At 71.4% G+C, this 25,464-nt stretch carries 20 protein-coding genes and 1 pseudogene; 16 read left to right on the top strand and 5 right to left on the bottom strand.

Translation table 11 applies throughout. The features are described from left to right. Positions 1-293 precede the first annotated feature (293 nt). From ABS772_RS08060 to ABS772_RS07990, 15 genes are all read left to right on the top strand, one after another. On the top strand, positions 294-1,487 hold the full coding sequence (locus tag ABS772_RS08060; RefSeq protein ID WP_306423480.1) for an inositol-3-phosphate synthase: 1,194 nt from the start codon (positions 294-296) through the stop codon (positions 1,485-1,487). Positions 1,488-1,541: 54 nt separating this feature from the next. Further along, positions 1,542-2,420, top strand: coding sequence for a hypothetical protein (locus ABS772_RS08055; protein ID WP_350393791.1), 879 nt, complete (start codon positions 1,542-1,544; stop codon positions 2,418-2,420). Positions 2,421-2,451: 31 nt separating this feature from the next. Further along, positions 2,452-3,633: a class I SAM-dependent methyltransferase gene (locus ABS772_RS08050; protein ID WP_350393605.1), complete on the top strand. Its 1,182-nt coding sequence runs from the start codon at positions 2,452-2,454 to the stop codon at positions 3,631-3,633. Continuing rightward, a complete protein-coding gene (locus ABS772_RS08045) occupies positions 3,633-4,661 on the top strand; it encodes a Gfo/Idh/MocA family protein (protein WP_350393603.1) in 1,029 nt (342 codons plus the stop codon). Before ABS772_RS08050 ends, ABS772_RS08045 begins: the two co-directional genes overlap by 1 nt. Positions 4,662-4,851: 190 nt before the next feature. Continuing rightward, on the top strand, positions 4,852-6,471 hold the full coding sequence (locus ABS772_RS08040; protein ID WP_350393601.1) for a YcaO-like family protein: 1,620 nt from the start codon (positions 4,852-4,854) through the stop codon (positions 6,469-6,471). Next, on the top strand, positions 6,468-7,361 hold the full coding sequence (locus ABS772_RS08035) for a sugar phosphate isomerase/epimerase family protein (protein WP_350393600.1): 894 nt from the start codon (positions 6,468-6,470) through the stop codon (positions 7,359-7,361). The genes ABS772_RS08040 and ABS772_RS08035 overlap by 4 nt, the downstream gene beginning before the upstream one ends. Beyond that, positions 7,358-8,596, top strand: coding sequence for a glycosyltransferase family 4 protein (locus tag ABS772_RS08030; protein WP_350393598.1), 1,239 nt, complete (start codon positions 7,358-7,360; stop codon positions 8,594-8,596). Before ABS772_RS08035 ends, ABS772_RS08030 begins: the two co-directional genes overlap by 4 nt. After that, positions 8,593-9,354, top strand: a complete 762-nt coding sequence (locus tag ABS772_RS08025) for a PIG-L deacetylase family protein (protein WP_350393596.1) — start codon at positions 8,593-8,595, stop codon at positions 9,352-9,354. The genes ABS772_RS08030 and ABS772_RS08025 overlap by 4 nt, the downstream gene beginning before the upstream one ends. Next, complete coding sequence (locus tag ABS772_RS08020; RefSeq protein ID WP_350393595.1) at positions 9,338-9,964, top strand: uracil-DNA glycosylase; 627 nt, start codon at positions 9,338-9,340, stop codon at positions 9,962-9,964. Before ABS772_RS08025 ends, ABS772_RS08020 begins: the two co-directional genes overlap by 17 nt. Positions 9,965-10,150: 186 nt before the next feature. Further along, positions 10,151-11,206, top strand: a complete 1,056-nt coding sequence (locus tag ABS772_RS08015) for a lysylphosphatidylglycerol synthase domain-containing protein (RefSeq protein ID WP_350393593.1) — start codon at positions 10,151-10,153, stop codon at positions 11,204-11,206. A 23-nt stretch (positions 11,207-11,229) separates the two neighbouring features. Further along, on the top strand, positions 11,230-12,522 hold the full coding sequence (locus ABS772_RS08010; RefSeq protein ID WP_350393591.1) for an ATP-binding protein: 1,293 nt from the start codon (positions 11,230-11,232) through the stop codon (positions 12,520-12,522). 99 nt (positions 12,523-12,621) lie between these two features. After that, positions 12,622-12,954 carry a four-helix bundle copper-binding protein gene (locus tag ABS772_RS08005; protein ID WP_350393588.1) on the top strand — a complete coding sequence of 111 codons (333 nt, stop codon included), beginning with the start codon at positions 12,622-12,624 and terminating at the stop codon, positions 12,952-12,954. A gap of 78 nt (positions 12,955-13,032) precedes the next feature. Beyond that, positions 13,033-15,504, top strand: coding sequence for a heavy metal translocating P-type ATPase (locus tag ABS772_RS08000; protein WP_350393790.1), 2,472 nt, complete (start codon positions 13,033-13,035; stop codon positions 15,502-15,504). Next, complete coding sequence (gene cueR / locus ABS772_RS07995) at positions 15,501-15,917, top strand: Cu(I)-responsive transcriptional regulator (protein WP_350393585.1); 417 nt, start codon at positions 15,501-15,503, stop codon at positions 15,915-15,917. The genes ABS772_RS08000 and cueR overlap by 4 nt, the downstream gene beginning before the upstream one ends. A 63-nt stretch (positions 15,918-15,980) precedes the next feature. Beyond that, positions 15,981-17,153 carry a M20 aminoacylase family protein gene (locus ABS772_RS07990; RefSeq protein ID WP_350393583.1) on the top strand — a complete coding sequence of 391 codons (1,173 nt, stop codon included), beginning with the start codon at positions 15,981-15,983 and terminating at the stop codon, positions 17,151-17,153. Between the two features lie 180 nt (positions 17,154-17,333). On the opposite strand, the gene ABS772_RS07985 is transcribed toward ABS772_RS07990, so the two are convergent. Continuing rightward, complete coding sequence (locus tag ABS772_RS07985) at positions 17,334-18,254, bottom strand: LysR family transcriptional regulator (protein WP_350393581.1); 921 nt, start codon at positions 18,252-18,254, stop codon at positions 17,334-17,336. Between the two features lie 91 nt (positions 18,255-18,345). Between ABS772_RS07985 and ABS772_RS07980 the strand changes: the two genes are divergently transcribed. After that, entirely contained in the window at positions 18,346-19,146 is an 801-nt protein-coding gene (locus ABS772_RS07980; RefSeq protein ID WP_350393579.1) for an NAD(P)H-dependent oxidoreductase, read from the top strand. A gap of 34 nt (positions 19,147-19,180) precedes the next feature. Here the strand turns inward: ABS772_RS07980 and ABS772_RS07975 are convergent, their stop codons facing one another. From ABS772_RS07975 to infB, 4 genes and pseudogenes are all read right to left on the bottom strand, one after another. Further along, positions 19,181-20,860 carry a methyl-accepting chemotaxis protein gene (locus tag ABS772_RS07975; RefSeq protein WP_350393577.1) on the bottom strand — a complete coding sequence of 560 codons (1,680 nt, stop codon included), beginning with the start codon at positions 20,858-20,860 and terminating at the stop codon, positions 19,181-19,183. A 162-nt stretch (positions 20,861-21,022) separates the two neighbouring features. After that, the gene (gene truB, locus ABS772_RS07970; protein WP_350393575.1) at positions 21,023-22,048 is read right to left on the bottom strand and encodes a tRNA pseudouridine(55) synthase TruB; all 1,026 of its coding nucleotides are present in this window, start codon (positions 22,046-22,048) and stop codon (positions 21,023-21,025) included. 121 nt (positions 22,049-22,169) lie between these two features. Then, positions 22,170-22,610, bottom strand: coding sequence for a 30S ribosome-binding factor RbfA (rbfA, locus tag ABS772_RS07965; protein WP_238256990.1), 441 nt, complete (start codon positions 22,608-22,610; stop codon positions 22,170-22,172). Between the two features lie 104 nt (positions 22,611-22,714). Then, positions 22,715-25,172, bottom strand: a pseudogene (gene infB, locus ABS772_RS07960) (translation initiation factor IF-2). Between the last annotated feature and the right edge of the window lie 292 nt (positions 25,173-25,464).

The following is a 25,464-nucleotide window of genomic DNA, read 5'->3' as shown; positions in this document are numbered from 1 at the left end:
CGTTCTTCTCGTGCCGGGCTTCGTTTTGACCGGCGGAGGTTTCGCCGCCGGGTGTGACCACAATGGGACCACCGCGTGATCCAAACGTGTTCCCGTTAATGCAGCGTTAAGCCATTGTGTTTACGATATTTTAACCAATCGGTGCCGTTCCGGCGAAAGGTGCCCTGCGGCAAAGATGGCAGGGTCGGCGCCGGAACGCTCTAGGTCGGTCACAGTTGTCATGGGCCGCGCGGCGGCCAGTTAAGGCTCATCCTAAGGCGCCAGCGCCGCCACAGCAGAAAGATCGAGTTCCCATGGGCATTCAGACCGGTCGACGCGTCGGAGTGGCGTTCGTTGGCATGGGCGGTGCGGTCGCGACGACAGCCATCGCCGGTATCGAAACCATCAAATCGGGCTCGAACCGTCTGGATGGCCTGCCGCTCGCGGGTGTGCCCGTCGCCGGCATGGCCGACTACAAGGATCTCGTCTTCGGCGGCTGGGACCTGAATGGCGACGACCTCGCCTCCGCCGCCACCGGCCACGGCGTGCTGACCCGCGAGGACATCGAGAACGGCGCCCAGGCCCTCAAGGGCATCACCCCCTGGCCGGCGGTCGGCTCGGCCAAGTTCTGCAAGAACATCGACGGCGCCAACCGCATCGTCGCCAAGGACCACCGCGAGACCGTCTCGGTCATCGCCAACGACCTCAACCGCTTCCGCAGCGAGAGCAATCTCGACGACGTCGTGGTGATCAACCTCGCCTCGACCGAGCGCTGGCCCGACCTCGCCGACCCGACTCTCAATTCCGCCGAGGCCTTCGAGAAGGGGCTGGATTCGAGCGACGAGTCGATCTCGCCGGCGATGCTCTACGCCTACGCCGCCATCAAGAGCGGCGTGCCCTACGCGAACTTCACGCCCTCCGTCGCCGCCGACGTGCCGGCGCTCCTGGAACTCGCCCGCGAACTCAACGTCCCGGTGGCCGGCAAGGACGGCAAGACCGGCCAGACCATGATGAAGACGGTGCTGGCCCCCGCCCTGAAGGCCCGCCAGCTCCATGTCGACGGCTGGTTCTCGACCAACATCCTCGGCAACCGCGACGGTCTCGCCCTCAACGACCCGAACTCGCTGCAGTCGAAGCTCAACACCAAGGGCACGGTGCTCGACTCGATCCTCGGCTACCCGGTCGAGGACCACTTGGTCCACATCCACTATTACCGCCCGCGCGGCGACGACAAGGAAGCCTGGGACAACATCGACGTCACCGGCTTCATGGGTCAGCGCATGCAGATCAAGGTGAACTTCCTCTGCAAGGACTCGATCCTGGCAGCCCCCCTCGTCATCGAGATCGCCCGCGTGCTGGATCTCGCCAAGACCCGCGGCGACGGCGGCGTGCAAGAGCAGCTCTCGACCTTCTTCAAGGCGCCGATGGTGAAGAACGGCCACGGGCCGGAGCACGATTTCGGCAAGCAGCAGCGCATGCTGTTCGATTGGCTGGGGGTCCAGCAGTAAGGGCTCGCGCCCGTGACGGGTTTTTCCCAGACCGGCCCGGCAGCCCCCGTCGAAATGCGGGAGCTGCTGGTCGAACTCGGCGACCTGAAGCGCGTCCGCTCGGCGGGGCGCGCCGGCTCGATCGCCGAGCGCCTGTTCGCGCAAGGATGGTCGGCGCTGACGGGCGGCGCCGCGCCCGAGACGGTCGCCCTCGACATCACGGCGAAGGCGCTCGCCGCGGCGCGGCTCTGCGACCTCGACGCGGCCTTCCTCGCGGCGGCCGGCCTCGACGCGGCGCAGACCGCCGCGGTGCTGGTCGCGGGTCTCGAGGCCGTGGCCGCGCCGCTCGATGCCGGTCTGCGCGAGCGGCTGGAAAGCTGTCTGCGGAACCCGGCCAACCTTGCGGCGGGACCGGTGCCCGGCTTCGTCGGCGCCCTGGCGCAGCAACCGCGGGCCGGGGTGACCTGCCCCGGCAAGCCGCGCATCCTCCTGGAGCCGCCCGAAAACCATGCCGAGCACTGCCTCGTCGTGGCGGTCTACGGCGTGCTGCTGAGCCCGTTCTACCGGGCCGACCCGACCACGGTGTTCCTCGCGGCGATGGCGCACCACTTCCACAACGCGGCGATGCCGGATGCGGGCTTCACCGGCGAGATGCTGCTCGGCGACCATCTCTGGCCGATCGTCGGGCGCTGTTCCGAATGGGCGCTGGAGGAACTGGAGCCGCCGCTGCGCGAGATGATCCGCGCCGCCCGCCTCGTCCTGCCGGATGACGCGACCGCGGAGGGCCGCGCCTTCCACGCCGCCGACTCCATCGACCGGGTCCTGCAGATCGCCCAGCACCTGCGGGCGGCCTCGCTGACCATGGACACGGTGCTCGGCGAGATGGAACTGGTCCATGCCGGACCGGTCAAGGCTTTCCAGGATCGCGTTCTGACCGATATGCGCATCCCGTGACCTCACGCGCTGTCCGGCAGCAACCAGGATCATGATCCCCTTCGATCTCCTCTCGCCGGAGACCGGCCACAGGCTCAAGCCCGACGGCGCGCACGCCCTGCGCGACGTCGAGACCGGGGCGCGCTGGCCCGTCATCGACGGCATTCCCTATCTCCGCACCGGCCGCGACAGCCTCGTCGCGGCGGCCCTCGACCATCTCGATCACGACCGGGTGGAGGACGCCCTCGTCCTGCTGCTCGCCGATCAGGACGATTGGTGGACCGGCCCGCCGGCCGACCCCGACGCCCTGCGCCGGCTGGTGCGCGAGCGCGCGAACGCCTCCCTGCGGCAGGCCGTGGACTGGCTCGGCTGGGGCCGCGTCGGCGACTACTTCGTCAACCGGTGGAGCGATCCCACCTTCCTCGCGGGCTTGAGCCTGCTGGAGGCGCACTGGAACAGCCCGGTCTGCGCCTTCGAGCTCGCCTGCGGCATCGGCCACTACCTGCGCGAGCTGAAACGCCGCGGCGTGAAGGTCGCGGGCGCGGACGTGGTCTTCGCCAAGCTGTGGGTCGCCCGGCACTGGGTGGTGGGCGAGAAGGCGCAGTTCGTCTGCTTCGACGCTGCGGCGCCGCACTGGCCGATCCCGGAATCGCCGGTCGATCTCGTGATCTGCAACGACGCCTTCTACTTCCTCGACGACAAGCCCGGCATCCTCTCGTGCCTGCGCCAGACGGCGGGGGAGGAGGGCTGGCTCGCCCTGAGCCACATCCACAACAGCGGCCGGCCCGGATTCTCCGCCGGCAAGGCGATCTCGTCGGCCGAGATCGAGGAGCTGTTTCCGGACGGGCTCGTCTACGACGACGCCGAGCTGACCCGCGCCCTGGTCGAGGCCCGCGCGCCGCAGCCGCGCGAACCGCGCGACCTGCGAACCTGCGAGGCCTTCTCCGTCGTGGCCGGCCCCGGCATGCGCCCGGCCCCCCGCGCGCTCATCGACGGCATCACGCTGCCACCGCCGGGCGCGGCCCTGCATCTCAACCCCCTCTACGCACCCGACGACGGGGGATTCGCCATCCGCTGGCCGTCGGAGCGCTACGAGGCGGAATACGCGCCGCAGGCGACCTACCCGCTCCACTCGGACGGCCCGGAGGCCATCGACTGGAGCGGCAAGCCGGATGCGCCCGAGGCGGCGCGGGTGCGCCGCCGCGAATATGTCGATCTGCCGGAGCGCTGGTGATGGACGCGAGCGTCGGCTGGGGCATCGTCGGCTACGGCTGGGTCGCCCGCGACTACATGGCGCCGGGCATCCGCGCCGCCGGGCATCGCCTCGTCGCGGTGGCCGATCCGGGCGAAGCGTCCCGCGCGGCGGCGGAGGACGAGGGCGCGCGGGCCCATGCCGACCTCGCCGGCCTCATCGCCGAGCCGGAGGTCGAGGCCGTCTACGTCGCGACGCCGAACCATCTCCATCGCAGCGCCGTGGAGGCTCTGTGCGCCGCCGGGAAGGCGGTCCTCTGCGAGAAGCCGATGGCGGCCTCGCTCGCCGATGCCGAGGCTATGGCGGCGGCGGTTCGAAAGTCCGGGGCCTTCTACGGCACCGCCTTCGACCAGCGCCACCATCCCGGCCACCGCGCCATGCGCGACCTCATCCATGCGGGCAGACTCGGCACGGTGACGGCGGTGCGCATCGTCTACGCCTGCTGGCTCGACCGCGCCTGGACCTCGTTCCGCGGCCAGGACAACTGGCGCATCGATCCGGCCCAGGCCGGCGGCGGCGCGCTGATGGACCTCGCTCCCCACGGCATCGACCTCGTCGATTTCCTCGTCGGCGAACCCATCGCCGAGATCGCCGCCATGACCCAGGCCCGAGCGCAGGATTACGCCGTCGATGACGGGGCTCTGCTGATCGGCCGCACGGAGTCCGGCGCGCTCGCCCAGCTCAACGTCGCCTACAACTGCCCCGACGCGCTGCCGCGGCGCCGGCTCGAAGTGGTCGGCACGAAGGGCCTGCTCACCGCCATCGACACGATGGGGCAGACGGCGGGCGGCAGCGTCACCTTCACCGACGGGGCGGACGGCCGGGTCGAGGACATCGTCTTCGACCGCAACGCCTCGCCCTTCCTCGAACAGGTGCGCGCCTTCGGCCGTGCCCTGCACGACCCCGAGACCCGCGCGGCCTGGGATGCCGAGCGCGACCTTCACACCATGCGCCTGATCGCCCGCGCCTACGCGGCGGCGGGCACACCCGCTGGCCGCGACGCGGCCTGACAATATCTGGGAGGAGACCGGACGATCGCACCCGCGCCCTCATCCTGAGGTGCGGAGCGAAGCGCAGCCTCGAAGGATCCTCCAGCCCATCGCGCGGGATCTGGAGGATCCTTCGAGGCCGCTGCGCGGCACCTCAGGACGAGGGCGCGGGCGGGAGACGGACCGGTCCGCCGCTGCTGATAGGACGGACATGACAGCGACCGACGCCCTCGACCGGGACGACCGCGCCCACCACCCGAGCCTGGCCGCGCCGCGCCCCTATCGCCGCGGGGCGCCGCGCCGGATCGAGGGGCTGCCGGAGCGTCTGCCCGAGGCGGTGCGCGCCTATCTCGACGTGCTGCCCGAGGGCCGGATCGTCGGCTTCAATCTGGCCGGGCTCGACCGCACCGGGATTCCGGTCTGGTTCGTGGCGCTCTTCCTCGATGACCCGTTCTATGTCGGCGCGATGCCGTCGGGCATCGGCTACGGCGCCACCGACGACGAAGCGCTGATCGGCGCGGTCGCCGAGATCGCCGAGAACCTGATGCCCTCCGTCGCGCTGCTGCCGCGCAAGGGCGACAATCAGGCGGCCGTCTCCTACGCCGACCTCGTGCGCGTCTACGGCGCCGCCTCCGTCGCCGACCCGCTGACCTTGTGTCTGCCGGCCGGCTCGCCCGTCGGCCGCGACACCCCTCTCGACTGGACCAAGGCGATCCGGGCGCGCACCGGCGAATCCGTCTGGATGCCGCTCGACATCGCCGCGACGGATTATTTCGAGCTGCGCCAGGGCTATCAGCCCTTCACCAACCTCATCACCAACGGCCTCGGCGCCGGCCCCGACGTGGAGTTCGCCCTCGGCCACGGGCTGCTCGAACTGCTGCAGCGGGACGGCAACGGGCTGCTGTTCCGCGCCCTCGACCAGGGCGTGATGCTCGACCTCGACGGGATTGGCCCCGAGACTCGCGGCATGCTCGACCGGCTGGAGAGCCTCGGCATCCGGGCGCTACCGAAATTCGCCACCGACCAGTTCGGCCTCACCAACCTCTACGTCGTCGGCTACGACGTGGACCCGGCCCGCACACCCTGTCCGGTCGCGCTCTCGGCCTGCGGCGAGGCCTGCGATCCGGATCGCGAGCGGGCCCTGCGAAAGGCGCTCCTCGAATTCCAGGCCGCGCGGGTGCGAAAGACCTTCGGGCACGGGCCGCTGGCGCTCGCCGACACGGTGGCGCCCCCCGGATACGTCGAGGCCTTCATCCAGAAGGCGCTGCCGAGCCTCGATCTCGAGGAGAGCCGGGCGCTCCAGGCCATGCTCGCCTGGCTCGACATGCCCGCCGCCGAGCTGCGCGAGGTCTTGAGCGGCACGGTCTATTCCGAGCGCAGCACCAAGGCCTTCTCCGAACTGCCGACAACACCGGCGCCCGACGGCCATGCCCGCGGAACGATCGCCCGCGAGCGGCTGGAGGAGGCGGGCTTCGACGTGCTCTACGTCGATTGCTCCCCGCCCGGCGGCGGGATCGGCGTCGTCAAGGCGATCGTGCCGGGGCTCGAAGTCGAGACCATGAGCTACTACCGGATCGGCGAGCGCAACACGCGGAAGCTGATCGACCGCGACCATCCGCTGATCCGCTTCGGCACGCCGACCGACACGCTCCTGCCCGTGCGCCTGACGCCGGAAGCCATCGAGCGCTTCGGCGGTCAGCCGCTCCTCGACGTGGCGCTGGCGGAGACCATCGTCGGCTCGCACTACCCGCTCTACCGCGAGCCGGAATCGCACCACGCGCCGTTCCGCTACGAGCGCCAGGGTCGGCGAGCCGAGCGGAGGTCGGCATGAGCCTGCACTTCGCCTACAACACCAACGGCACCGCCAACCACCGCATCGAGGACGCGATCCGCCTCATCAAGGATGCGGGCTACGACGGCGTCGCGCTGACCCTCGACATCCACCACCTCGACCCCTTTGCCGAGACCTGGGTGGCCGAGGCCGACCGCATCGCCAGCATCCTCAACCGGCTCGAACTCGGTTCGGTGATCGAGACCGGTGCCCGCTTCCTGCTCGACCCGACCGCCAAGCACGAGCCGACCCTCGTCACCGCCGACGCCGCCGGGCGCGCCCGGCGCATCGGCTTCCTCAAGCGCGCCGTCGAGATCGGCAAGATCCTGAATTCCGAGGCGGTCTCGTTCTGGGCCGGTGTGCCGAAGCCGGGCGTCGATCATGAGAACGCGAAGGGCTGGCTGATCGAGGGTCTGCGCGAGGTCGCCGACTTCGCCGCCGAGAAGGGCGTCGTCGCGGCGCTCGAACCCGAGCCCGGCATGTTGATCGAGACGCTGGACGATTTCGCCGCCCTCGACGTGCCCGGTCTGTCGCTCGCCCTCGATACCGGCCACTGCCTCGTCACGGGGGAGCGCGACCCGGCGGCGGCCCTGCACGAATTCGCGCCGCGCCTCGGCACGGTGGCGATCGAGGACATGAAGCGGGGCGAGCACATCCACCTGCCCTTCGGCGAGGGCGACATGGACGTGCCCGCGGTGCTCGACGCGCTCGACGCGATCGGTTTCCAGAAACTCGTCTGCGTGGAGCTGTCGCGCGACTCGCACCGAGCCGACGTGATGGTGGGCCAAGCCCTCGAATACCTGCGCACCTGCCGCCGACCCGGCCCCGGCCTGCCGGCGCCGGATGCCGCGCCGCGCGAGACCGCCGTTCCGGGACTGCCGCATCCATGAGAATCTGCTTCGTCAGCCGCCGCTACTTCCCGGCGATCTCCGGCATGAGCGTCTACGCGCAGAACCTCCTGCGCGAGGTGGCGGGCGCCGGCCACGACGTGACGATGATCTCGCAATATCGCGGCGACGAATTCGGCACGCGGGTCTATGGCGGCGGCCCGCCGCCGCCGGTGCCGGGCGTGCACGTCATCGGCCTGGAACAGAAGGGCGAGCAGGCGGACGGGAACTTCGAGCGCGACATCGACGAGATCGTCGAAACCATCTGCGCCGAGCACGCGAAGAAGCCGTTCGACGTGCTGCACGCGCAGTACGGCTACCCCACCGGCTGGGCGGTGCTGCTGGCCGGCAAGCGCCTCGGCGTGCCGACCGTGGTCTCGATCCAGGGCGGCGACGGCCACTGGGTCGGCTCCTGCTGCGAGACCCACCGCCGCGCGATGGTCGAGGTGCTGGCCCATGCCAACGCCCTGCTGATCGGCGGCCAGTCCTTCGTGCGAGAGGTCTGCGACCGGCTCGGCTCCGATCCGTCCCGCTTCACCATCGTCCCCGGTGCCGTCGATACCGCCCGCTTCACCCCCGGCGAGCGCTTCCGGGCCGAGCGCGAGGACGAGGAGCCGGTGCGGCTGCTCTATCACGGCCGGGTCGATCGCCGGAAAGGCGTACTCGACTTCCTCGATGCCCTGGAGCGGCTGTGGGAGGCCGGCGTGCCGTTCGATGCGGCGATCTCCGGCATCGGCCCCGATGTCGAGGCCGCCCGCGAGAAGGCGGACGCGATCGGCTTCACCTCGGCCCAGGTCCGCTTCACCGGCTACGCCGATTACGACACGGTGCCGGACCTCTACCGCGAGGCGGACGTGTTCGTCTCGCCGACCTACGCGGAGGGTTTCTCCAACACGATCCTGGAGGCGATGGCCGCCGGGCTCGCCGTGGTCTCGACCCACTCGGTCGGCGTCTCGGATTGCCTGCGCGACGGCGAGAACGGCCTGCTGGTCGATCCCGGCGACGTGCGCGGTCTCACCCAGGCCCTGCGGCGGTTGATCGAGGACGAGGATCTGCACCGACGCCTCGCCGAGAGCGGGCTCGAAGAGTGCCGCCGGGTCTATTCCTGGACGGCCGTCGGCCGGCAGATCATGGAGGTCTACGCGCAGGTCGCCCGCGAGCGGCCGCATACCGACTTCCCCGAGACGCTGCCGATCGATCCGGATTGCCGCTTCCGCAAGGAGCCGCACCTGCTGTGATGCGCACCGCACTCGCCATCTCGCCGCATCTCGACGACGCGGTCTTCTCGGCCGGCGGCACCCTGGCGCGGCTCGCTGCGCAAGGATGGCAGGTCGTCATGGCGACGGTCTTCACCGCCTCGGTGATGAATCCGCGCGGCTTCGCGCTCGCCTGCCAGCTCGACAAGGGGCTGGCGCCGGAGGTCGATTACATGGCCCTGCGCCGGGACGAGGATCGCGCCGCGGCCCGGGCGCTCGGCATCGACGCGCCGGTCCACCTGCCGTTCCGCGAAGCGCCGCATCGCGGCTACGCCTCGGCGCCCGAACTCTTTGCCGAGCTCCGCTCCGACGACCGGATCGGCGCCAATCTCGCCGACGCCTTCGAGCGGCTGGTGGCCGATACCGGACCCGACCTGATCCTCGCGCCGCAGGCCGTCGGCGGCCATGTCGATCACGTGCAGGTGGTGCGGGCGTTCCGCGGCGCGCAGCCGCCGCTGCCGGTGCTGTGGTGGCGCGACTTCCCCTACACCGTCCGCACCGCCGAGCCGAAGGAGCCGCTGCGGGCGATCTTCGCGCATCTCCCGGAGCAGATCGTGCGCCTCGATGCCGAGGCCGGGCGGCGCAAGGCGGAGGCCTGCGTCGCCTACGCGTCGCAGATCGGCTTCCAGTTCGGCGGCCCGGAGGGGCTGCGGGATCGGCTGGCGGCGGAGGACGGTATCGAGCGCTTCCACCTGCAGGGCCGGCTCCCGCCCGATCTGCGCGATGCCGGATTCGCCTGACGCGCCGAAGAGCCTGCGCGACCCCGCCGTCCTCGACGCGCGCCGGGCGATGGCCGACGCGCCCCATGTCCGGCCGCTGCGGTCGCTCGCCCAAAGAATCGCCGCGGAGAGCGGCGCCGAGGTGCCCGACCCCGATCCCCTCGACGGCGGCGTCGAGGCGCGCCTGCTCCTGCTCCTGGAGACGCCGGGGCCTTCCATCGGCCGCACCGGCTTCGTCTCCCGCGACAACGCGACGGGCACCGCCGCCAATCTGTTCCGCTTTCTGAGCGAGGCCGGCATCGCGCGGCGGGACACGCTGATCTGGAACGCGGTGCCCTGGGTGATCCACGCGCCGGGCGCCCTCAACCGCGCTCCGCGCCGCTCGGAGGCGGCCGCCGCCGCGCCCTACCTCGCCCCGCTCCTCGCTTTGCTGCCGCGGCTCGCCGTCGTGGTTCCGGCCGGTCGCTTCGCGCGGGAGGCCTCGGCGCCGCTCGCCACCCTGCGGCCGGACCTGCCGGTCGTGCCGATCCCGCATCCGAGCCCGACCTATGTCTGTACCGCGCCCAGCGTGCGCGAGCGCATCCTGGCGGGGCTGAGACAGGCGGCCACGCATCTCGCTGAGGCGCCGTAAAGGCCAAGATCGCGTGATTTCGGCCGCATTCCCCGTGCAGGGCAGTCCCGTGTTCGTCGCCCTTCCCTGGCCTTTGGCGATCGAAGCTCCTAAATGCGCGGGGGCGGTTCGGGACCGACACCGCCCGGGACGACCCGTGCCGAATGCATCCTGCGGTCGACCAGCGGAGGCGGACGCCGTTCTCACATGAAACCTGCCGGGAAGCACAGGACGGTCGCGGAGGCCGAGCCGGCCGATGCGGGCCGCGAGGCTGACGCCGGATCGCAGCCGGCATCGAAGCGCGGGCGCTATGCCTGGATCGGCACCGCCGCGAGCCTCGTCCTCATCCTCGCCTCGCTCGGCGTCCTGTGGAAGCTCTCGGGAGAGATCAGCTGGGCCGAATTGCGGACGGCCTTCACCGCCGTCGCCGCGGGCCGGCTCGGCGAGGCCTTCCTGTTCGTCGCCGTCAGCTACCTGTTCCTGACCTGCTACGACGCGCTCGCCCTGCGTCAGCTTCGGCTCAAGATGCCCTACCGCATCACGGCGCTGGCCTCGTTCACGAGCTACGCCGTGAGCTTCACCCTCGGCTTTCCGCTGATCACGGCGGCCACGATCCGCTACTGGATCTACTCGAAGCGCGGCCTCTCCGCCGCCAAGATCGCCGCGCTGACGGTGATCGCCGGCTTCACCTTCTGGCTCGGGATGGGGGTGGTGCTGGGCTTCAGCCTCATCATCGAGGCGGGGCAGCTCGCGAGCCTCACCTTCCAGAGCATCGGCGTCAACACGACCGCGCGCCTCAACCAGATCCTCGGCTTCGGCACGCTCGGCCTCGTGCTCGGCTACCTCGCCTGGGTCTCGGTGAAGCGGCGCTACATCAAGGTCCGCCACTGGCAGCTCGAACTGCCGGGCGCCACGGTCTCGTTCAGCCAGATGATCGTCGGCATCGGCGACGTCTGCGCGGCGGCGGCCGTGCTCTACATGCTGATGCCCGAGGGCATGAACCTCGCCTTCACGACCTTCCTGGCGATCTACGTCCTCGCCGCCATGCTCGGCATCGCCTCCAACGCGCCCGGCGGCATCGGCGTGTTCGAGGCCACAATCCTGCTCGCGCTCTCCTACCTGCCCCGCGAGGCGGTGCTGGGCTCGCTGCTGCTGTTCCGGGTCTGCTACTACGTCGTTCCCTTCGTCCTCGCCCTGCTGATGCTCGGGCTCTACGAAGCGATGCAGCGGCTGCGGCGGCGCCGGGCGGCGAACGACCCGTGACCCGCCCGGTCTCCTGACGCGCCATGCCCGCGAACCAGGCCCGTCCGATGTGGCTCGGCGCGACCGTCGCCGTGGCCGTGATCGTCTCCGCGGAGGCGCTCGGCGGGACGGTCGATACCGCCCTGATGATCTCCGCCAGCCTCGCCCTCCTGATCGGCGGTCTGCTCGGGCGCGGCGGGCAGGCGGCGATCCTGCCGCCCTCCGAGACCGGTTCGCCGCGGCGCCACGCCATCGCCGAGGCGCTGCTCGCCAACATCCCGGACCCCGTCATCCTGGTCGATCGCCGCGTGGTGGTGATCGAGGCCAACCCGGCCGCCCGGCGCCTCCTGCCGGGGCTGAAGCTGCGCCACCCGCTCTCGTTCTCCCTGCGCTCGCCGGATGTCCTCGACGGCATCGAGGAGGTTCTGCGCACGGGGGCGCCGGTGAGGACCGAGTACGCCACCCGCGTCCCGACCGAGCGCGCCTTCGAGGTGCAGATCGGCGCCCTTCCGCTCTCCGACAGTTCCGGCGGCGGCGAGGCGAACATCGTGCTGTTCCTGCGCGACCTCACCGAAGCGCGTCGCCTGGAGGCGATGCGGGTCGATTTCGTCGCCAACGCGAGCCACGAACTGCGCACGCCGCTCTCGGCCCTGCTCGGCTTCATCGAAACCCTGCAGGGCCCGGCGAGGGACGATCCCCGGGCGCGCGAGCAGTTCCTCGGCATCATGCGCACCCAGGCGCAGCGCATGACGGGACTGATCGACGACCTGCTCTCGCTCTCGCGGATCGAGCTGCACGAGCACGTCGTGCCGACCCGCATCGTCGATCTCGGCCGCATCGCCCGGCAGATGGTCGATATGCAGGCGCCGCTGGCCCAGGAGCGCGGCGTCGCACTGAGCGTCGAGCGGCCGGACGGGCCGCTTCCCGTGCTCGGCGACCGGGACGAGCTGCTGCGCGTCGTCGAGAACCTCGTCGAGAACGCGGTGAAGTATGGCGGCAGCGGCGGGGTGGTCGCCGTCTCGCTCCACCGCGTCGAGGAGCCCGGCGGGCGCGGGACGCGGATCGAGCTGCGGGTGCGCGACGAGGGGCCGGGCATCGCCGCCGAGCACATCCCACGCCTGACCGAGCGCTTCTACCGGGTCGATACGGCGTCGAGCCGCCAGCAGGGCGGGACGGGGCTCGGTCTCGCCATCGTGAAGCACACGCTCAACCGCCACCGGGGCAAGCTCGTCATCGAGAGCGAGCCGGGCCAGGGCACGACCGTGCGGGTGAGCCTGCCGGAGCATCGGCCGGAGACGGGAGAGACGGTGCCGTCGGAGCCCGCGATCCGAGAATAGCCCTCCCGGTCTCAGGTCCGTGTGGGAACGGCTTTCTCCCGGCTCGGTTGCAGAAAGAGCCGTATGACGGCCCTAAACTGACAACGAAGAGCACCGCCCATGAACGGATTATCATCCGAGATGCAGCGCTGCATCGAGACCTGTCTTACCTGCTACCAGACCTGCCTCGGCATGGCGTCCCAGCACTGCCTGGAAGTCGGCGGTCGGCATGTCGAGCCGGAACATTTTCGGCTCATGCTCTCCTGCGCCGAGGCGTGCCAGGCCTCCGCCCAGCTGATGCTGATCGGCAGCGCCGTCCATCGTCACCAATGCGGTGCCTGCGCCGAGATCTGCGCGGCCTGCGCACGCTCCTGCGAGGAAATCGGTGACATGGAGGCCTGCGTCGCCGCCTGCCGCGCCTGCGAGGAATCCTGCCGCCAGATGGCGTGGTGACGTAGACGACCCCTTGACCTTCCCATGATGGGAAGGCCCACCTGAGGCGGCATGGAAACGCTTCTCAAAAACCCCGCCATGCCGTCCGAGCCCGCCGCGTCGAAGGCGGCGTTCCGCCTGACCTTGCCCGTCGAGGGCATGAGCTGCGCCTCGTGTGTCGGCCGGGTCGAGCGGGCGCTCGCCGCCCTGCCCGGTGCGTCCGACGTCGCCGTCAACCTCGCCACCGGCCGTGCCAGCCTTGCCCTCCCGGTCGGCACGCCGCCGTCGCGCGCCGTCGAGGCGATCCGCGAGGCCGGCTACGACGTGCCCGAAACCGTCACCGCCGTCGCCGTCGAGGGCATGAGCTGCGCCTCCTGCGTCGGCCGGGTCGAGCGCGCGCTCCTGGCGCTGCCCGGTGCGGTCTCGGCGAGCGTCAACCTCGCCACCGGCCGGGCCGAGCTGCGCCACGCCGCCGGGGCCGTCTCGGTGAGCGATGTCGAGGCCGCGGTGCGGCGGGCGGGCTACGAGCCGCGCGCGCTCGCGGCAGGGCAGGACCGCTCGCACGAGGAGCGGCAGGAGCGGGAGGCGGCCGCCCTCCGCCGCGACCTGATCGTCGCGGCCGTGCTGTCGAGCCCGGTCGTCGTGCTCGACATGGGCGGCCACCTGCTGCCGGGCTTCCACCACGCGGTGACGGGCGTGGTCGGCGCAAGCGCTCTCGCTTGGCTCCAGGCCGTGCTCGCGACCCTGGTGCTGGCCGGGCCCGGCCGCCGCTTCTTCCGGATCGGCGTGCCGAACCTGCTGCGCGGCCATCCGGACATGAACGCCCTCGTCGCCCTGGGATCCGGCGCGGCCTACCTGTTCTCGCTGGTCTCGACCGCCGCCCCGGCATGGCTGCCGGACGGGTCGGCGCATCTCTACTTCGAGGCGAGTGTCCTCATCGTCACGCTGATCCTGCTCGGGCGCACCCTCGAAGCCCGCGCCAAGGGCCGGGCCGGCGCGGCGATCGCCCGGCTGATCGACCTCTCGCCCAAGACGGCCCGGCTGGTGGACGGCGCGAACGAGCGCGAGGTGCCGGCCGCCGACCTCCGGGTCGGCGACCGAGTCCGGGTGCGCCCCGGCGAGCGCGTGCCGGCGGACGGCACCGTCGCCTCCGGTTCCTCCTTCGTCGACGAGAGCATGATCACCGGCGAGCCGGTCCCGGTGGAGAAGGGCCGGGACGCCCGCGTCGTCGGCGGCACCCTCAACACCACCGGCAGCTTCGACCTCACCGTGGACCGCACCGGCGCCGACACGGCGCTGGCGCGGATCGTGCGGATGGTCGAGGAGGCGCAAGGGGGCAAGCTGCCGATCCAGGCGCTCGTGGACCGGGTGACCCTGTGGTTCGTGCCCGCCGTCATCGGGATCGCGACGCTGACCTTCCTCGCATGGCTCGTCCTCGGGCCGGCGCCGGCGCTCGGCCACGCGCTGGTCGCGGCGATCTCCGTGCTTATCATCGCCTGCCCCTGCGCCATGGGGCTGGCGACGCCGGTCTCGATCATGGTCGGCACCGGCCGGGCGGCGGAGCGCGGGGTGCTGTTCCGCCAGGGCGCGGCGCTCCAGGCGCTGCAGGACGCCCGCGTCGTCGCCCTCGACAAGACCGGCACCCTCACGGAGGGCCGCCCCCGCCTGACCGATCTCGTCACCTCGCCGGGCTTTTCCCGGGAGGGCGTGCTGGCCCTGGCGGGCGCCGTCGAGGCGCGCTCCGAGCATCCGGTCGCCCGCGCCGTCGCCGCGGCGGCGCGGGAAGCCGGGGCGATCCCCGAGGCCGAAGCCTTCGAGGCGGTGCCGGGTCACGGGGTCTCGGCCCAGGTCGAGGGACGGCCTGTGGCGCTCGGCAGCCGCCGCTACATGGAACGGCTCGGCATCGCGACCGGGGCGCTCGAAAGCGAGGCGGCCCGGCTCGCGGGTGAGGGCAAGAGCCCGATCTTCGCCGCCGTCGATGGTCGGCTCGCGGCGCTCGTGGCGGTGGCGGACCCGGTCAAGCCGGATGCGCGGCAGGCCCTCGATGCCCTGCGCGCCCGCGGTATCACCGTGGCGATGCTGACCGGCGACGCCCGCGCCACCGCCGAGGCGGTCGCCCGCTCGCTCGGCATCACCGAGGTCGAGGCCGAAGTGCTGCCCGAGGGCAAGGTGGCTGCCCTGCGCCGCCTGCGCGGGGCGCACGGACCGGTCGCCTTCGTCGGCGACGGCATCAACGATGCCCCGGCGCTCGCCGAGGCCGATATCGGCATCGCCATCGGCACGGGCACCGACATCGCCGTGGAGAGCGCCGACGTGGTGCTGATGTCCGGCGCGCTCGGCGGCTTGGTCGAGGCCGTGGTCCTGTCGCGGGCGACGATCGCCAACATCCGCCAGAACCTGTTCTGGGCCTTCGCCTACAACGCCGCGCTGATCCCGGTGGCCGCCGGCGCGCTCGTCGCCTTCGGCGGGCCCCCGCTCTCGCCGGTGCTCGCGGCCGGGGCGATGGCGCTCTCCAGCGTCTTCGTCGTCGGCAACGCCCTGCGCCTCCGGCGGGCGGGAGCCGATACATGAGCGAGCGATCCGTCACCATCGGCGAGGCGGCCCGCGCCACCGGCGTCTCGGCCAAGATGATCCGCTACTACGAGGAGACCGGCCTGCTCGGCCCCGCGGGCCGGACCGCCTCGGGTTACCGCGTCTACGGCGAGGCCGACCTGCACGCCCTGCGCTTCGTGCGCCGGGCGCGCGACCTCGGATTCTCCATGCGGGAGATCGCCGACCTGCTGGCGCTCTGGCACGATCGCTCCCGCGCCAGCGCGGCGGTGAAGTCGGTGGCGCTCGACCACGTCGCCGACCTGCGCCGCCGCATCGGCGAGCTGGAGGCGATGGCCCGCACCCTCGAACATCTGGCCGAGCGCTGCTGCGGCGACGACCGCCCCGACTGCCCGATCCTCGACGATCTGGCGGGAGGGGCGGGGACGCGCTGAGGCTTGGCCGTTGACCCGCGGTTGGCCTTCTGCTTGCTGGAACCCTCCGGAAAGGTTGGATCCATGCCCGTCATCGACCGCATCGCCGATCTCTCGGAGGAGATCACCGCTTGGCGGCACGATCTCCACGCTCATCCCGAGCTGCAATACGACGTCCATCGCACCGCCGGTCTCGTGGCGGAGAAGCTGCGCGCTTTCGGCTGCGACGAGGTCGTCACCGGGATCGGCCGGACCGGCGTCGTCGGGGTGATCCGCGGTCGGGCGCACGGCTCGAACCGGGCGATCGGCCTGCGCGCCGACATGGACGCGCTGCCGATCCAGGAGCTTCGCGACCTTCCCTATCGCTCGACGGTGCCGGGAAAGATGCACGCCTGCGGCCACGACGGACACACCGCCATGCTGCTCGGCGCCGCGAAATACCTCGCCGAGACCCGCGATTTCGACGGCCGCGCGGTGCTGATCTTCCAGCCGGCCGAAGAGGGCGGCGGCGGCGGCGAGGCGATGGTGCAGGATGGGATGATGGAGCGCTTCGGCGTCGAGGCGGTCTACGGCCTGCACAACATTCCCGGCCAGCCGGTCGGCACCTTCGCCATCCGCCCCGGCCCGATCATGGCCTCGACCGACCGCTTCACGATCCTGATCGAGGGCAGGGGAGGGCACGCGGCCCTGCCGCAGGCGGCGGTCGATACGGTGCTGGTGGCGAGCCATATCGTGGTCGCCCTGCAATCCATCGTCGCCCGCAACATCGACCCGCTCGACTCGGCGGTCGTCTCCGTCTGCGCGGTCGAGGCGGGAGAGGCGTTCAACGTCCTGCCGCAGACGGCGGAGCTGCGCGGCACGATGCGGGCGCTGACGCCGGCCGTGCGCGGCCTGATGCGCGAGCGGCTCGCCGCCATCGCGGAGAACGTGGCCGCCGCCTTCGGCGCGCGGGCGCGCATCGACTTCGCCAGCGGCTACCCGGCGACCGAGAACCATCCGGCGGAGACCGACTTCATGGCCGGCATCGCCGCCCAGGTCGTCGGCGAGGAGCAGGTCGAGCGGGACGTGGCGCCGATGATGGCGGCGGAGGACTTTTCCTACATGCTCGCGCACCGGCCGGGCGCCTACATCTTCATGGGCAACGGCGATTCCGCCGGCCTGCACCACCCGGACTACGACTTCAACGACGCGGCCATCCCCTACGGCGCCTCGCTCTGGGCGCGGATCATCGAGGCCGGGCTACCGCCTCGGGGATAGGGCCGTCGGGCGAGGCGAACCGGCGGCAAGCCGGTCGAGCGGATTGCCGATGGCTCGCGCGGCCATGAATCCAGACATCATACGGTTTCCGCTTGAACGCCTCGGTCATCGCTCGGCCTGTCCCCTCCCCACAAGGGGGAGGAGAGAGGCGGTAGCCGAAGGGATCACCCGGAAACCATATCACTCCTGGACGAGCCCCGGCAGCGCCGCCAAGGAGGCCGCGATCGAGTCGACCAGCATGCGGACGCGCCTGATGCGCGTGCGACCGGGCACGATGAGAAGCGAGAGCGGTACGGGCTCGGGCCTATAATCGGGCAGTATCGGCTCGACCGTGCCGGCCGCCAGCAGATCGTCGATGAGCCAGAGATGGGCCGCCGCGATCCCGCGTCCCTGGATCAGCGCCTCGCGGGCCGCCAGGCCGTGATCGACCAGCAGGTGACCTTCGAAGGGGATCAGGACCTCGGTTCCATCCGGCCGGCGAAGCTGGAGCATGGCGTGACCGGCGACATTGCTCATGCGGATGAAAGCGTGCCGGCTCAGGTCGCCGGGCGTCTCGGGGCGCCCGTGCCTCGCGAGATACGTGCGGGATGCCACTAGGACGCGGCGTGATTGACCGATGGTCCGGCACTGCATCGAGCTATCGACCAGCGGTCCGAGACGGATCGCGACATCGACCGCCTCCCGCACGAGGTCGATGCGCGCGTCGGACAGGCTGAGATCGACCACGATCTCCGGATGCTGATCCTGTATCGCGAAGAGCATTCGGCAGACATGCCGGACCCCGAGAGCGGCGGTGCAGGACACGCGGACCATGCCGGTCAAACCGCCGCCGGCGCTCCGGGCTCCGTCCGTCGCCTCATCGACCAGCCGCAGGATCGTGCGCGCCTCGGCATGGAAGCGCTGACCCTCGTCCGTCAGGGTGATGCGCCGCGTGGTCCGGTTGAGGAGCGTGACGCCGAGCGCGCTTTCGAGGTCCGCGACATGCCGCGAGATGGTCGATTGCCCCACCCCTTGCTCGCGGGCCACCGCGGACAGGCTGCCACGCTCGACGACACGAGCGAAGCTGCGCATCCGTTCCAGCGTGACGCCCGATCGATCCATTCGGCGGCATGATCCTATCCGTTGCCCTCAGCTACCGGATGAATCCGGACGCGCCTAGCCTCGCGCCACCTTTCTCCGGTGAGCCGCAGGCATGAAGATCCTCGTCGTTTCCGCCCATCCCGATCCGGCATCGCTGACGAACGCCTTGCGCGATGCGGCCGTCGCCGAACTCCGCTCGGACACCCACGACGTCCGCGTGACCGATCTCTACGCCATCGGGTGGAAATGCGCCGTCGACCGGCGCGACTTCCCGGCCTTGCCTGCCTCCGAACGTTTGCGGGTACCGGCGGCGTCCAGCGCGGCGTTCGCCACCGGGAATCTCACCAAGGATGTCGCCGCCGCGCAAGACGACCTCCTCTGGGCGGACGCCCTGATCCTGGCGTTTCCGCTCTGGTGGTTCTCCATGCCGGCCATCCTGAAAGGGTGGATCGACCGGGTCTACGCGTGCGGCTTCGCCTACGGCGTCGGCGAGCACAGCGAGACGCGCTGGGGGGATCGCTACGGCGAGGGCACGCTCGCCGGCAAGCGCGCGATGCTCATCGTGACGGCCGGAGGCTGGCCGTCGCATTATGGTCCTCGGGGGATCAACGGGCCGATCGAGGACCTTCTCTTCCCCATCCATCACGGCGTGCTGTTCTATCCGGGCTACGACGTGCTGCCGCCGTTCGTGGTCTATCGCGCCGACCGGATGGACGATGCCACCTTCGGCACCACCGCCGCTGCATTGAAACGCCGGATGCGGACCTTGTTCGAGACATCCCCCATCCCGTTCCGACGGCAGAACGGCGGGGATTACGCGATCCCGTCGATGGAGTTGCGCCCTCAGGCGGTCAGAGCGGACCTCACCGGCTTCGCCGCCCACATCGCGATGTCGGACGGGAAGGACTGCTGAACCGAACCTTCGAGGGCGAGCCGGGTAGACCCATTCACGCCGCGTGCACCCGCTCCAGGAAGGTCGCGATGGCCGCCTGCAGCGCCGCGCTGCCCTCGCCGACCCGCTCGGCGCCGGTGCGGACTTCGTCGGAGCGCTCCTCGTTGGAGGCCGCGGCGCGGCGGACACCGGTGATGTTCTCGGAGACCGTGCGGGCGTCGGCGGCGGCGCCGGCGATGGCGCGGGCGATCTCGTGGCTGGCCTGACCCTGCTGCTCGGCCGCCGCGGCGACCTCGGAGGCGATGAGGCTGAGCTGCGCGATCGTCTGCCCGATCTCGCCGATGGCGCCGCTGGTGCTGCAGGCGGCCTGCTGGATCGCGGTGACCTGGGCGGCGATGCGATCCGTCGCCGCCGCGGTCTGGCCGGCCAAGGCCTTCACTTCGCCGGCGACGACGGCGAAACCGCGCCCCGCCTCGCCCGCGCGGGCGGCTTCGATGGTCGCGTTCAGGGCCAGCAGGTTCGTCTGCTCGGCCACCGCGCGAATCAGCGTGACCACCGCGCCGACCTCGTCCGCCGCCCGCGACAGGGCGCTGACCGTGGTCTCGAGCCCGCGGGCATCGGTGAGCGCCGTCTCGGCGATGCGGCTCGCGTGGCGCACCCGCTCGCCGATGCCCTGAGCCGAGCTCGACAGCTCCTCGGTGGCGCCGGCGATGCTGTCCACCACGCCCGCCGATTGTTCGGAGGCGCCCGCGACCTCCGCGGCGCGAAGCGTCGTGTCGCCAGCCGTCTCGCGCAGCCGGTCCGCCGCGGCGCGCATCGCCTGCGCCGAGCCCGCGAGATCGCTGACCGCCCGCGTCGTCTCCTCCTCGAAGGCCCGTGTCGCCGCCTCGAGCCGCGCACCGCGGGCGCCGTCCTCGGCCAGACGATCCCGGGCCGCGTGGTCGAGCTGGCGCTTCTGGATCAGGGCCGCCCGGAACTGCGCGATCGTGCGGGCCATCTCGCCGACCTCGTCGCGGCGGCCGGTGAACGGCACCGTCGCGTCGAGTTGCTCGTCGGCAAGCGCCTGCATCGTCGCCTTGAGCCGGTGCAGCGGGCGCTGGATCTGCGTCCGGATGATCCAGAACGCGGCGAGGAGCGCGATGATCAGTGCCGCGGCCGGTGCGGCGATCAGGGTGACCACCCCGGTGTGCTGCGCCTGCGCGGCGGCCTCCCGCTGTCCGTCGAGGCGCGCGAGCACGTCGCGGCCGAGCGCCGAGATCTCCCGCACCATGCGCTCGCGATTCTTGACCGTCGCCTCGTCGGTCGCCTGGATCAGCGCGGCGCGAGGCGAGACCGTGAGACCGAGTTCGGCCGTCTCCGTCTGGTAGGCCATGAATTCCTTGACCGCGAGATCGAGCTTGCGTCGCTTCTCCGGCGGCAGGTGTCCTTCCATGGCGGTCAGGAACGGCCCGCGGGCGGCCTCCACCTCGCCGAGGGCGGTCTGGAGTGCCGAGAGCCGCGCCTTCGCCTCGTCCGTGTCGGACGCGGTGTAGACGGCGCTGGCCTGAACCACGGCGTGCTCGATCGCCTGAGCGAGGCCCCGCGCCTGGAGGCCGGCATCCCAGAACGACTCGGTGACAGCGGCCCGCGCCTGTTCCTGCGACGCCTGCCGCAGGGCGAAGGCCGAGATACCGGCCCCGACGAGGCCGAGCAGGCCGACCACCGTCGCCAGCTTGAGGCCAAGAGATACCCGCATGAAAAAGTCCGCCGATCCGTGGAGTCGGCGGACTTTTAGGAAGTGCGGGCTTGATCCCAGGTTAATTAGAGCCGGCTATGCTTGCATGGCCGTGATGAAAGCGCCGCGATCATCTTGCCTCAACGTAAATATATCGCTCGGCAAAGGGAGCCGAGCTTTGCCTCAGTTTCGCGGCGCGGCCGTTCCGCCGAGATGGAACACGCGGTGCGGCACCAGCTCGCCGCGCTCCACGTCGCCGACGGCGACGAGCACGCCGCCGCAGGTCGCGTAGGCCTTGCCTTCCACCGGCGCGTCCTGCCCGCGCAGGATCACCGGCTGTCCGCGCATCAGGCGAAGGCCCATGTCGCGGCTGACGGCGACCGACGGGATATCTTCCAGAGCGGTCTCGACCGGGTGGAGATGCATCTCCGTGCTCTCTTCGAGGGCGGCGACGCTGCAGGCGGTGGCCTCCTCGAACGGGCCGACGCGCGTGCGCCGCAGGGCCGAGACGTGGCCGTAGCAGCCGAGCATGCGCCCGAGGTCGCGGGCGAGCGCCCGGACATAGGTGCCTTTGCCGCATTCGGCGGCGATGACGGTGCGGTCGCCGTGATGCTCGATCACGGCGAGATGGTCGATGCGCACGGCGCGGGCCACGAGTTCCACCACCTCGCCGTCGCGGGCGAGGTCGTAGGCACGCTCGCCCTGGATCTTGATGGCGGAGAAGCGCGGCGGAACCTGCTCGATCTCGCCGACGAAGGACGGCAGCGCCGCCTCGACCGCCTCGCGGCTCGGCCGGGTCTCCGAGGTCTCGACCGGACGCCCCTCGGCGTCGTCGGTGTCGGTCTCGATTCCCCAGGTCACCTCGAAGCGGTAGGCCTTGCGGCCGTCCATCACGAAGGGGACGGTCTTGGTCGCCTCGCCGAGCGCGATCGGCAGGATGCCGGAGGCCAGCGGATCGAGGGTGCCGGCATGGCCCGCCTTCTTGGCGTTGAACAGGCGCTTCACCACCGCCACCGCCTGGGTCGAGGTGATGCCGACGCCCTTGTCGAGCACGACCCAGCCGCTGACGTCGTTCTTCTTCGGGCGGTCCTGCCGCGGGCGACCGCGCTGCGGGCGGCGCCCGGCGCGCGGCGGTCCGTCCCGGCGCATGTCGCCGCGCGGTCCCTGCGGCGCCTCGGCGGCGCGTTCGGAAGAAATCTCGTCCTGCATCCTGTCCTCGATCGACGGGCTTTTTCTCGACGGACTCGTCCCGTCATGGGGGTCTGTCACGGGTCCGCCACGCGGCCCGGTGGGTGAGCGGGCGGCGGGAATCGGGCCGCCCGGATCAACATCAATCGCGCGAGGGCGAATCCGGTTCGGCCTCGTCGTCCTCGCGGGGGGCCGTTTCCAGATCCCGCTGGACCTTCTCGCTCCTCAGGAGCTGGTCGATGCGCGCCGCCTCGTCGAAGGTCTCGTCGCGGCGGAATCGCAGCTCGGGAGCGTATTTCAGGTTCACCCGCCGCGCGACCTCCTGACGGAGAATCTTCTTGTGCCGGTCGAGCGCGGCGATCACCGGCGCCTCGTCCTGGCCGCCGAGCGGCATGACGTAGGCGGTGGCCAGCTTGAGGTCCGGCGACATCCGCACCTCGGGCACGGTGACGACGTGGGAGCCGAGCACCGGATCCTGGATGTCGCCGCGCTGGAGCACCTCGGCGAGGGCGTGGCGCACGAGTTCGGCCACGCGCTGCTGGCGCTGCGAGGGACCGGCGGAGGGATTCTGCTTCTGGGCCATCGGATGATCGACGTCGCTGAACCGTCAGGCTCGTGTCTGGAAACAAAGGGGGCCGCAGCTTTCGCCGCGGCCCCGCTTGAGCAAGTGCGGTAGGGGAGGGCCGCTCAGAGCGTGCGCTTGATTTCCTCGACGTTGAAGCACTCGATGAAATCGCCCACGCGCATGTCCTGGTAGTTCTGGAAGGACATGCCGCACTCGTAGCCGGCGGTGACTTCCTTGGCATCGTCCTTGAGGCGCTTGAGCTGGGACAGCCGACCCTCGTGGATCACCACGTCGTTGCGCAGCAGGCGGACATGGGCGCCGCGCTGGACCACACCCTCCATGACGCGGCAACCGGCGATCTTGCCGACCTTCGACACGTCGAAGATCTGCAGGATCTGCGCCTCGCCGAGACGCTCCTCGCGGAGCGTCGGCGGCAGCATGCCCGACAGCGTGGCTTTGATGTCGTCCACGAGGTCGTAGATGATGCTGTAGTAGCGGATCTCGGTGCCGTCCCGCTCGGCCGCGTTGCGCGCTTCCTTGTGGGCGCGCACGTTGAAGCCGATCACCACCGCCTTCGATGCGTTGGCGAGCGTGATGTCCGACTCGGTGATGCCGCCCACGCCCGAGAGCAGGATGCGCACGCCGACCTCGTCGTTGCCGAGCGCGGTGAGCGCGCCGACGATGGCCTCGACCGAACCCTGCACGTCGCCCTTGATGACGATCGGCAGCTCCTTGCGGCCGGCGCCTTCCTTGGCCTCGCGCATCATGTCGACGAGCGAGCGGTTGGCGCCGCCGGTGCGGGCGTTCAGGCGCTCGCGCTTGATCCGGGCGCGGTACTCGGTGACCTCGCGGGCACGGGCCTCGTTCGGCACCACGATGACGCGGTCGCCGGCATCGGGCGTGCCGTTGAAGCCGAGCACCTCCACCGGAACCGACGGGCCGGCATAGGGGATGTGCTTGCCGGTGTCGTCGATGAGGGCGCGGATGCGGCCCCACTCGGCGCCGGCGACGATGATGTCGCCGGTGAACAGCGTGCCGCGCTGGACGAGCACCGTGGCGACGGGGCCGCGGCCGCGGTCGAGCTGAGCCTCGATCACGGTGCCCTCGCCGTCGCGCTTCTCGTTGGCGCGCAGGTTCATGATCTCGGCCTGGAGCTGCAGGCCCTCCAGCAGGCTCGGCAGACCGTCGCCGGTCTTGGCCGAGACCTCGAATTCCAGGGTCTCGCCGCCCATCGACTCGACCTGGATGTCGTGCTGCAGGAGCTCGGTGCGCACCCGCTGCGGGTTCGCGTCCGGCTTGTCGATCTTGTTGATGGCGATGATCATCGGGACGCCCGCCGCCTTGGCGTGCTGAATCGCCTCGACGGTCTGGGGCATCACGCCGTCATCGGCCGCCACCACGATCACGACGATGTCAGTCACCTTGGCGCCGCGGGCGCGCATCGAGGTGAAGGCCGCGTGGCCGGGGGTGTCGATGAAGGTGATGAGGTCGCCCGACGGCGCCGCCACCTGGTAGGCGCCGATATGCTGGGTGATGCCGCCGGCCTCGCCCTCGACCACGTTCGCCGCGCGGATCGCGTCGAGCAGCGAGGTCTTGCCGTGATCGACGTGACCCATGATCGTGACGACCGGCGGACGCGGCTCCAGATCCTCCTCCAGATCCGGCTCGTCGGAGGTCAGACCCTCCTCGACGTCCGACTCCGCGACGCGGCGGACCGTGTGTCCCATCTCCTCGGCGATGAGCTGGGCGGTGTCCGAGTCGATCACGTCGGTGATCTTGTGGATCTGGCCCTGCTTCATCAGCAGACGGATGACGTCGACCGCACGCTCGGACATGCGGTTGGCGAGTTCTTGGATGGTGATCGTCTCGGGAATGGTCACGTCGCGGGCGATCTTCTCCTTGGGCTCCTCGTGCCGGTGGCCGCTCATGCGCTGCTGGCGGCGGCGGAAGGAGGCGACAGAGCGGGTGCGCTCTTCCTCGCCGGCGGTCGCGTTGGCGATGGTGAGACGGCCGCGGTTGCGGTCGCCGCCCGGCGATTTCGGCGTCTTCGGCGGCGTGATGATCTTGAGCGGCATGCCCGGGCGACGGATCACCCGCTTGGTGTCCGTTTCCTCGTCGGCCGCGGCGGCGCCGGGACGGGCCGCGGGACGCGCGGCGGCGGTCGCACCCGCGGGGCGGGCGGCGGTCGTCGGGCTCGGCGCCTTCTCGGGCTCGGGTGCCGGCGTCGGGCGCGCCATGAAGTTCAGGTCGCGCGGCTTCTTCACGTCCGCGGTGATGGTGCGGCGCGGCAGCCGGAGCTTGGGCGGGCGCAGCGGCCTCGGCCGGCTCGGCCGGAGCGGGCTCCTCTGCGGCCGGCGCGGCGGCGGCGCGGGCCGCTTCCTCCTCGGCCCGGCGGCGGGAATCCTCGGCGGCCTTGCGGCGGAGTTCGTCCTCCTGGCGGCGGCGCTCCTCCTCCTCGCGGCGACGCGCCTCGGCGGCCTCACGCTCGCGGCGCTCGGCTTCCTCGCGGTCACGGCGAGCCTTGACCTCGGCCTCGGCACGGGCGCGGGCGTCAGCCTCGCGGCGCTGCGCGTCGGCCAGGGCGGCGGCGCGGGCATCCCGCTCCTGCTCGCTCAGGGTGCGCAGAACGACGCCGGAAGCGCTGCGGCCGGTCGGACGCGCCGGCGCGGCGGGCGCGGGGGCGGGGGGGGGGGGGCGGGCCGGGGGGGGGGGGGGCGGGGGGGGGCGCCCCCCCCCCCCCGCGCCGCGCGCGGGGGGGGGGGGGGGGGGGGGGGGGCCGCCCCCGGGGGGGGGGGGGGGGGGGGGGGGGGCGCCGGCGCGGGGCGGGGGGGCGGGGGGGGGGCCCGCCGGCGCGGGGGGGGGGGGCCGCCGC

It is taken from the genome of Methylorubrum podarium (assembly GCF_040270385.1).
Lineage (GTDB): Bacteria > Pseudomonadota > Alphaproteobacteria > Rhizobiales > Beijerinckiaceae > Methylobacterium > Methylobacterium podarium.
Note: the sequence above shows the minus strand (reverse complement) of the source record. Positions and strands in the feature narration are given on the sequence as shown.

Coding starts and splice junctions, on each gene's coding strand:
- ABS772_RS07980 (WP_350393579.1), top strand. CDS start 18,346: ATGAAGATCCTCGTCGTTTCCGCCCATCCCGATCCGGCATCGCTGACG.
- ABS772_RS08050 (WP_350393605.1), top strand. CDS start 2,452: ATGATCCCCTTCGATCTCCTCTCGCCGGAGACCGGCCACAGGCTCAAG.
- ABS772_RS08015 (WP_350393593.1), top strand. CDS start 10,151: ATGAAACCTGCCGGGAAGCACAGGACGGTCGCGGAGGCCGAGCCGGCC.
- ABS772_RS08005 (WP_350393588.1), top strand. CDS start 12,622: ATGAACGGATTATCATCCGAGATGCAGCGCTGCATCGAGACCTGTCTT.
- ABS772_RS08020 (WP_350393595.1), top strand. CDS start 9,338: ATGCCGGATTCGCCTGACGCGCCGAAGAGCCTGCGCGACCCCGCCGTC.
- ABS772_RS08060 (WP_306423480.1), top strand. CDS start 294: ATGGGCATTCAGACCGGTCGACGCGTCGGAGTGGCGTTCGTTGGCATG.
- ABS772_RS08030 (WP_350393598.1), top strand. CDS start 7,358: ATGAGAATCTGCTTCGTCAGCCGCCGCTACTTCCCGGCGATCTCCGGC.
- ABS772_RS07975 (WP_350393577.1), bottom strand. CDS start 20,860: ATGCGGGTATCTCTTGGCCTCAAGCTGGCGACGGTGGTCGGCCTGCTC.
- ABS772_RS08055 (WP_350393791.1), top strand. CDS start 1,542: ATGCGGGAGCTGCTGGTCGAACTCGGCGACCTGAAGCGCGTCCGCTCG.
- ABS772_RS07990 (WP_350393583.1), top strand. CDS start 15,981: ATGCCCGTCATCGACCGCATCGCCGATCTCTCGGAGGAGATCACCGCT.
- ABS772_RS08010 (WP_350393591.1), top strand. CDS start 11,230: ATGCCCGCGAACCAGGCCCGTCCGATGTGGCTCGGCGCGACCGTCGCC.
- ABS772_RS08000 (WP_350393790.1), top strand. CDS start 13,033: ATGCCGTCCGAGCCCGCCGCGTCGAAGGCGGCGTTCCGCCTGACCTTG.
- ABS772_RS08035 (WP_350393600.1), top strand. CDS start 6,468: ATGAGCCTGCACTTCGCCTACAACACCAACGGCACCGCCAACCACCGC.
- truB (WP_350393575.1), bottom strand. CDS start 22,048: ATGCAGGACGAGATTTCTTCCGAACGCGCCGCCGAGGCGCCGCAGGGA.
- ABS772_RS08045 (WP_350393603.1), top strand. CDS start 3,633: ATGGACGCGAGCGTCGGCTGGGGCATCGTCGGCTACGGCTGGGTCGCC.
- rbfA (WP_238256990.1), bottom strand. CDS start 22,610: ATGGCCCAGAAGCAGAATCCCTCCGCCGGTCCCTCGCAGCGCCAGCAG.
- cueR (WP_350393585.1), top strand. CDS start 15,501: ATGAGCGAGCGATCCGTCACCATCGGCGAGGCGGCCCGCGCCACCGGC.
- ABS772_RS08040 (WP_350393601.1), top strand. CDS start 4,852: ATGACAGCGACCGACGCCCTCGACCGGGACGACCGCGCCCACCACCCG.
- ABS772_RS07985 (WP_350393581.1), bottom strand. CDS start 18,254: ATGGATCGATCGGGCGTCACGCTGGAACGGATGCGCAGCTTCGCTCGT.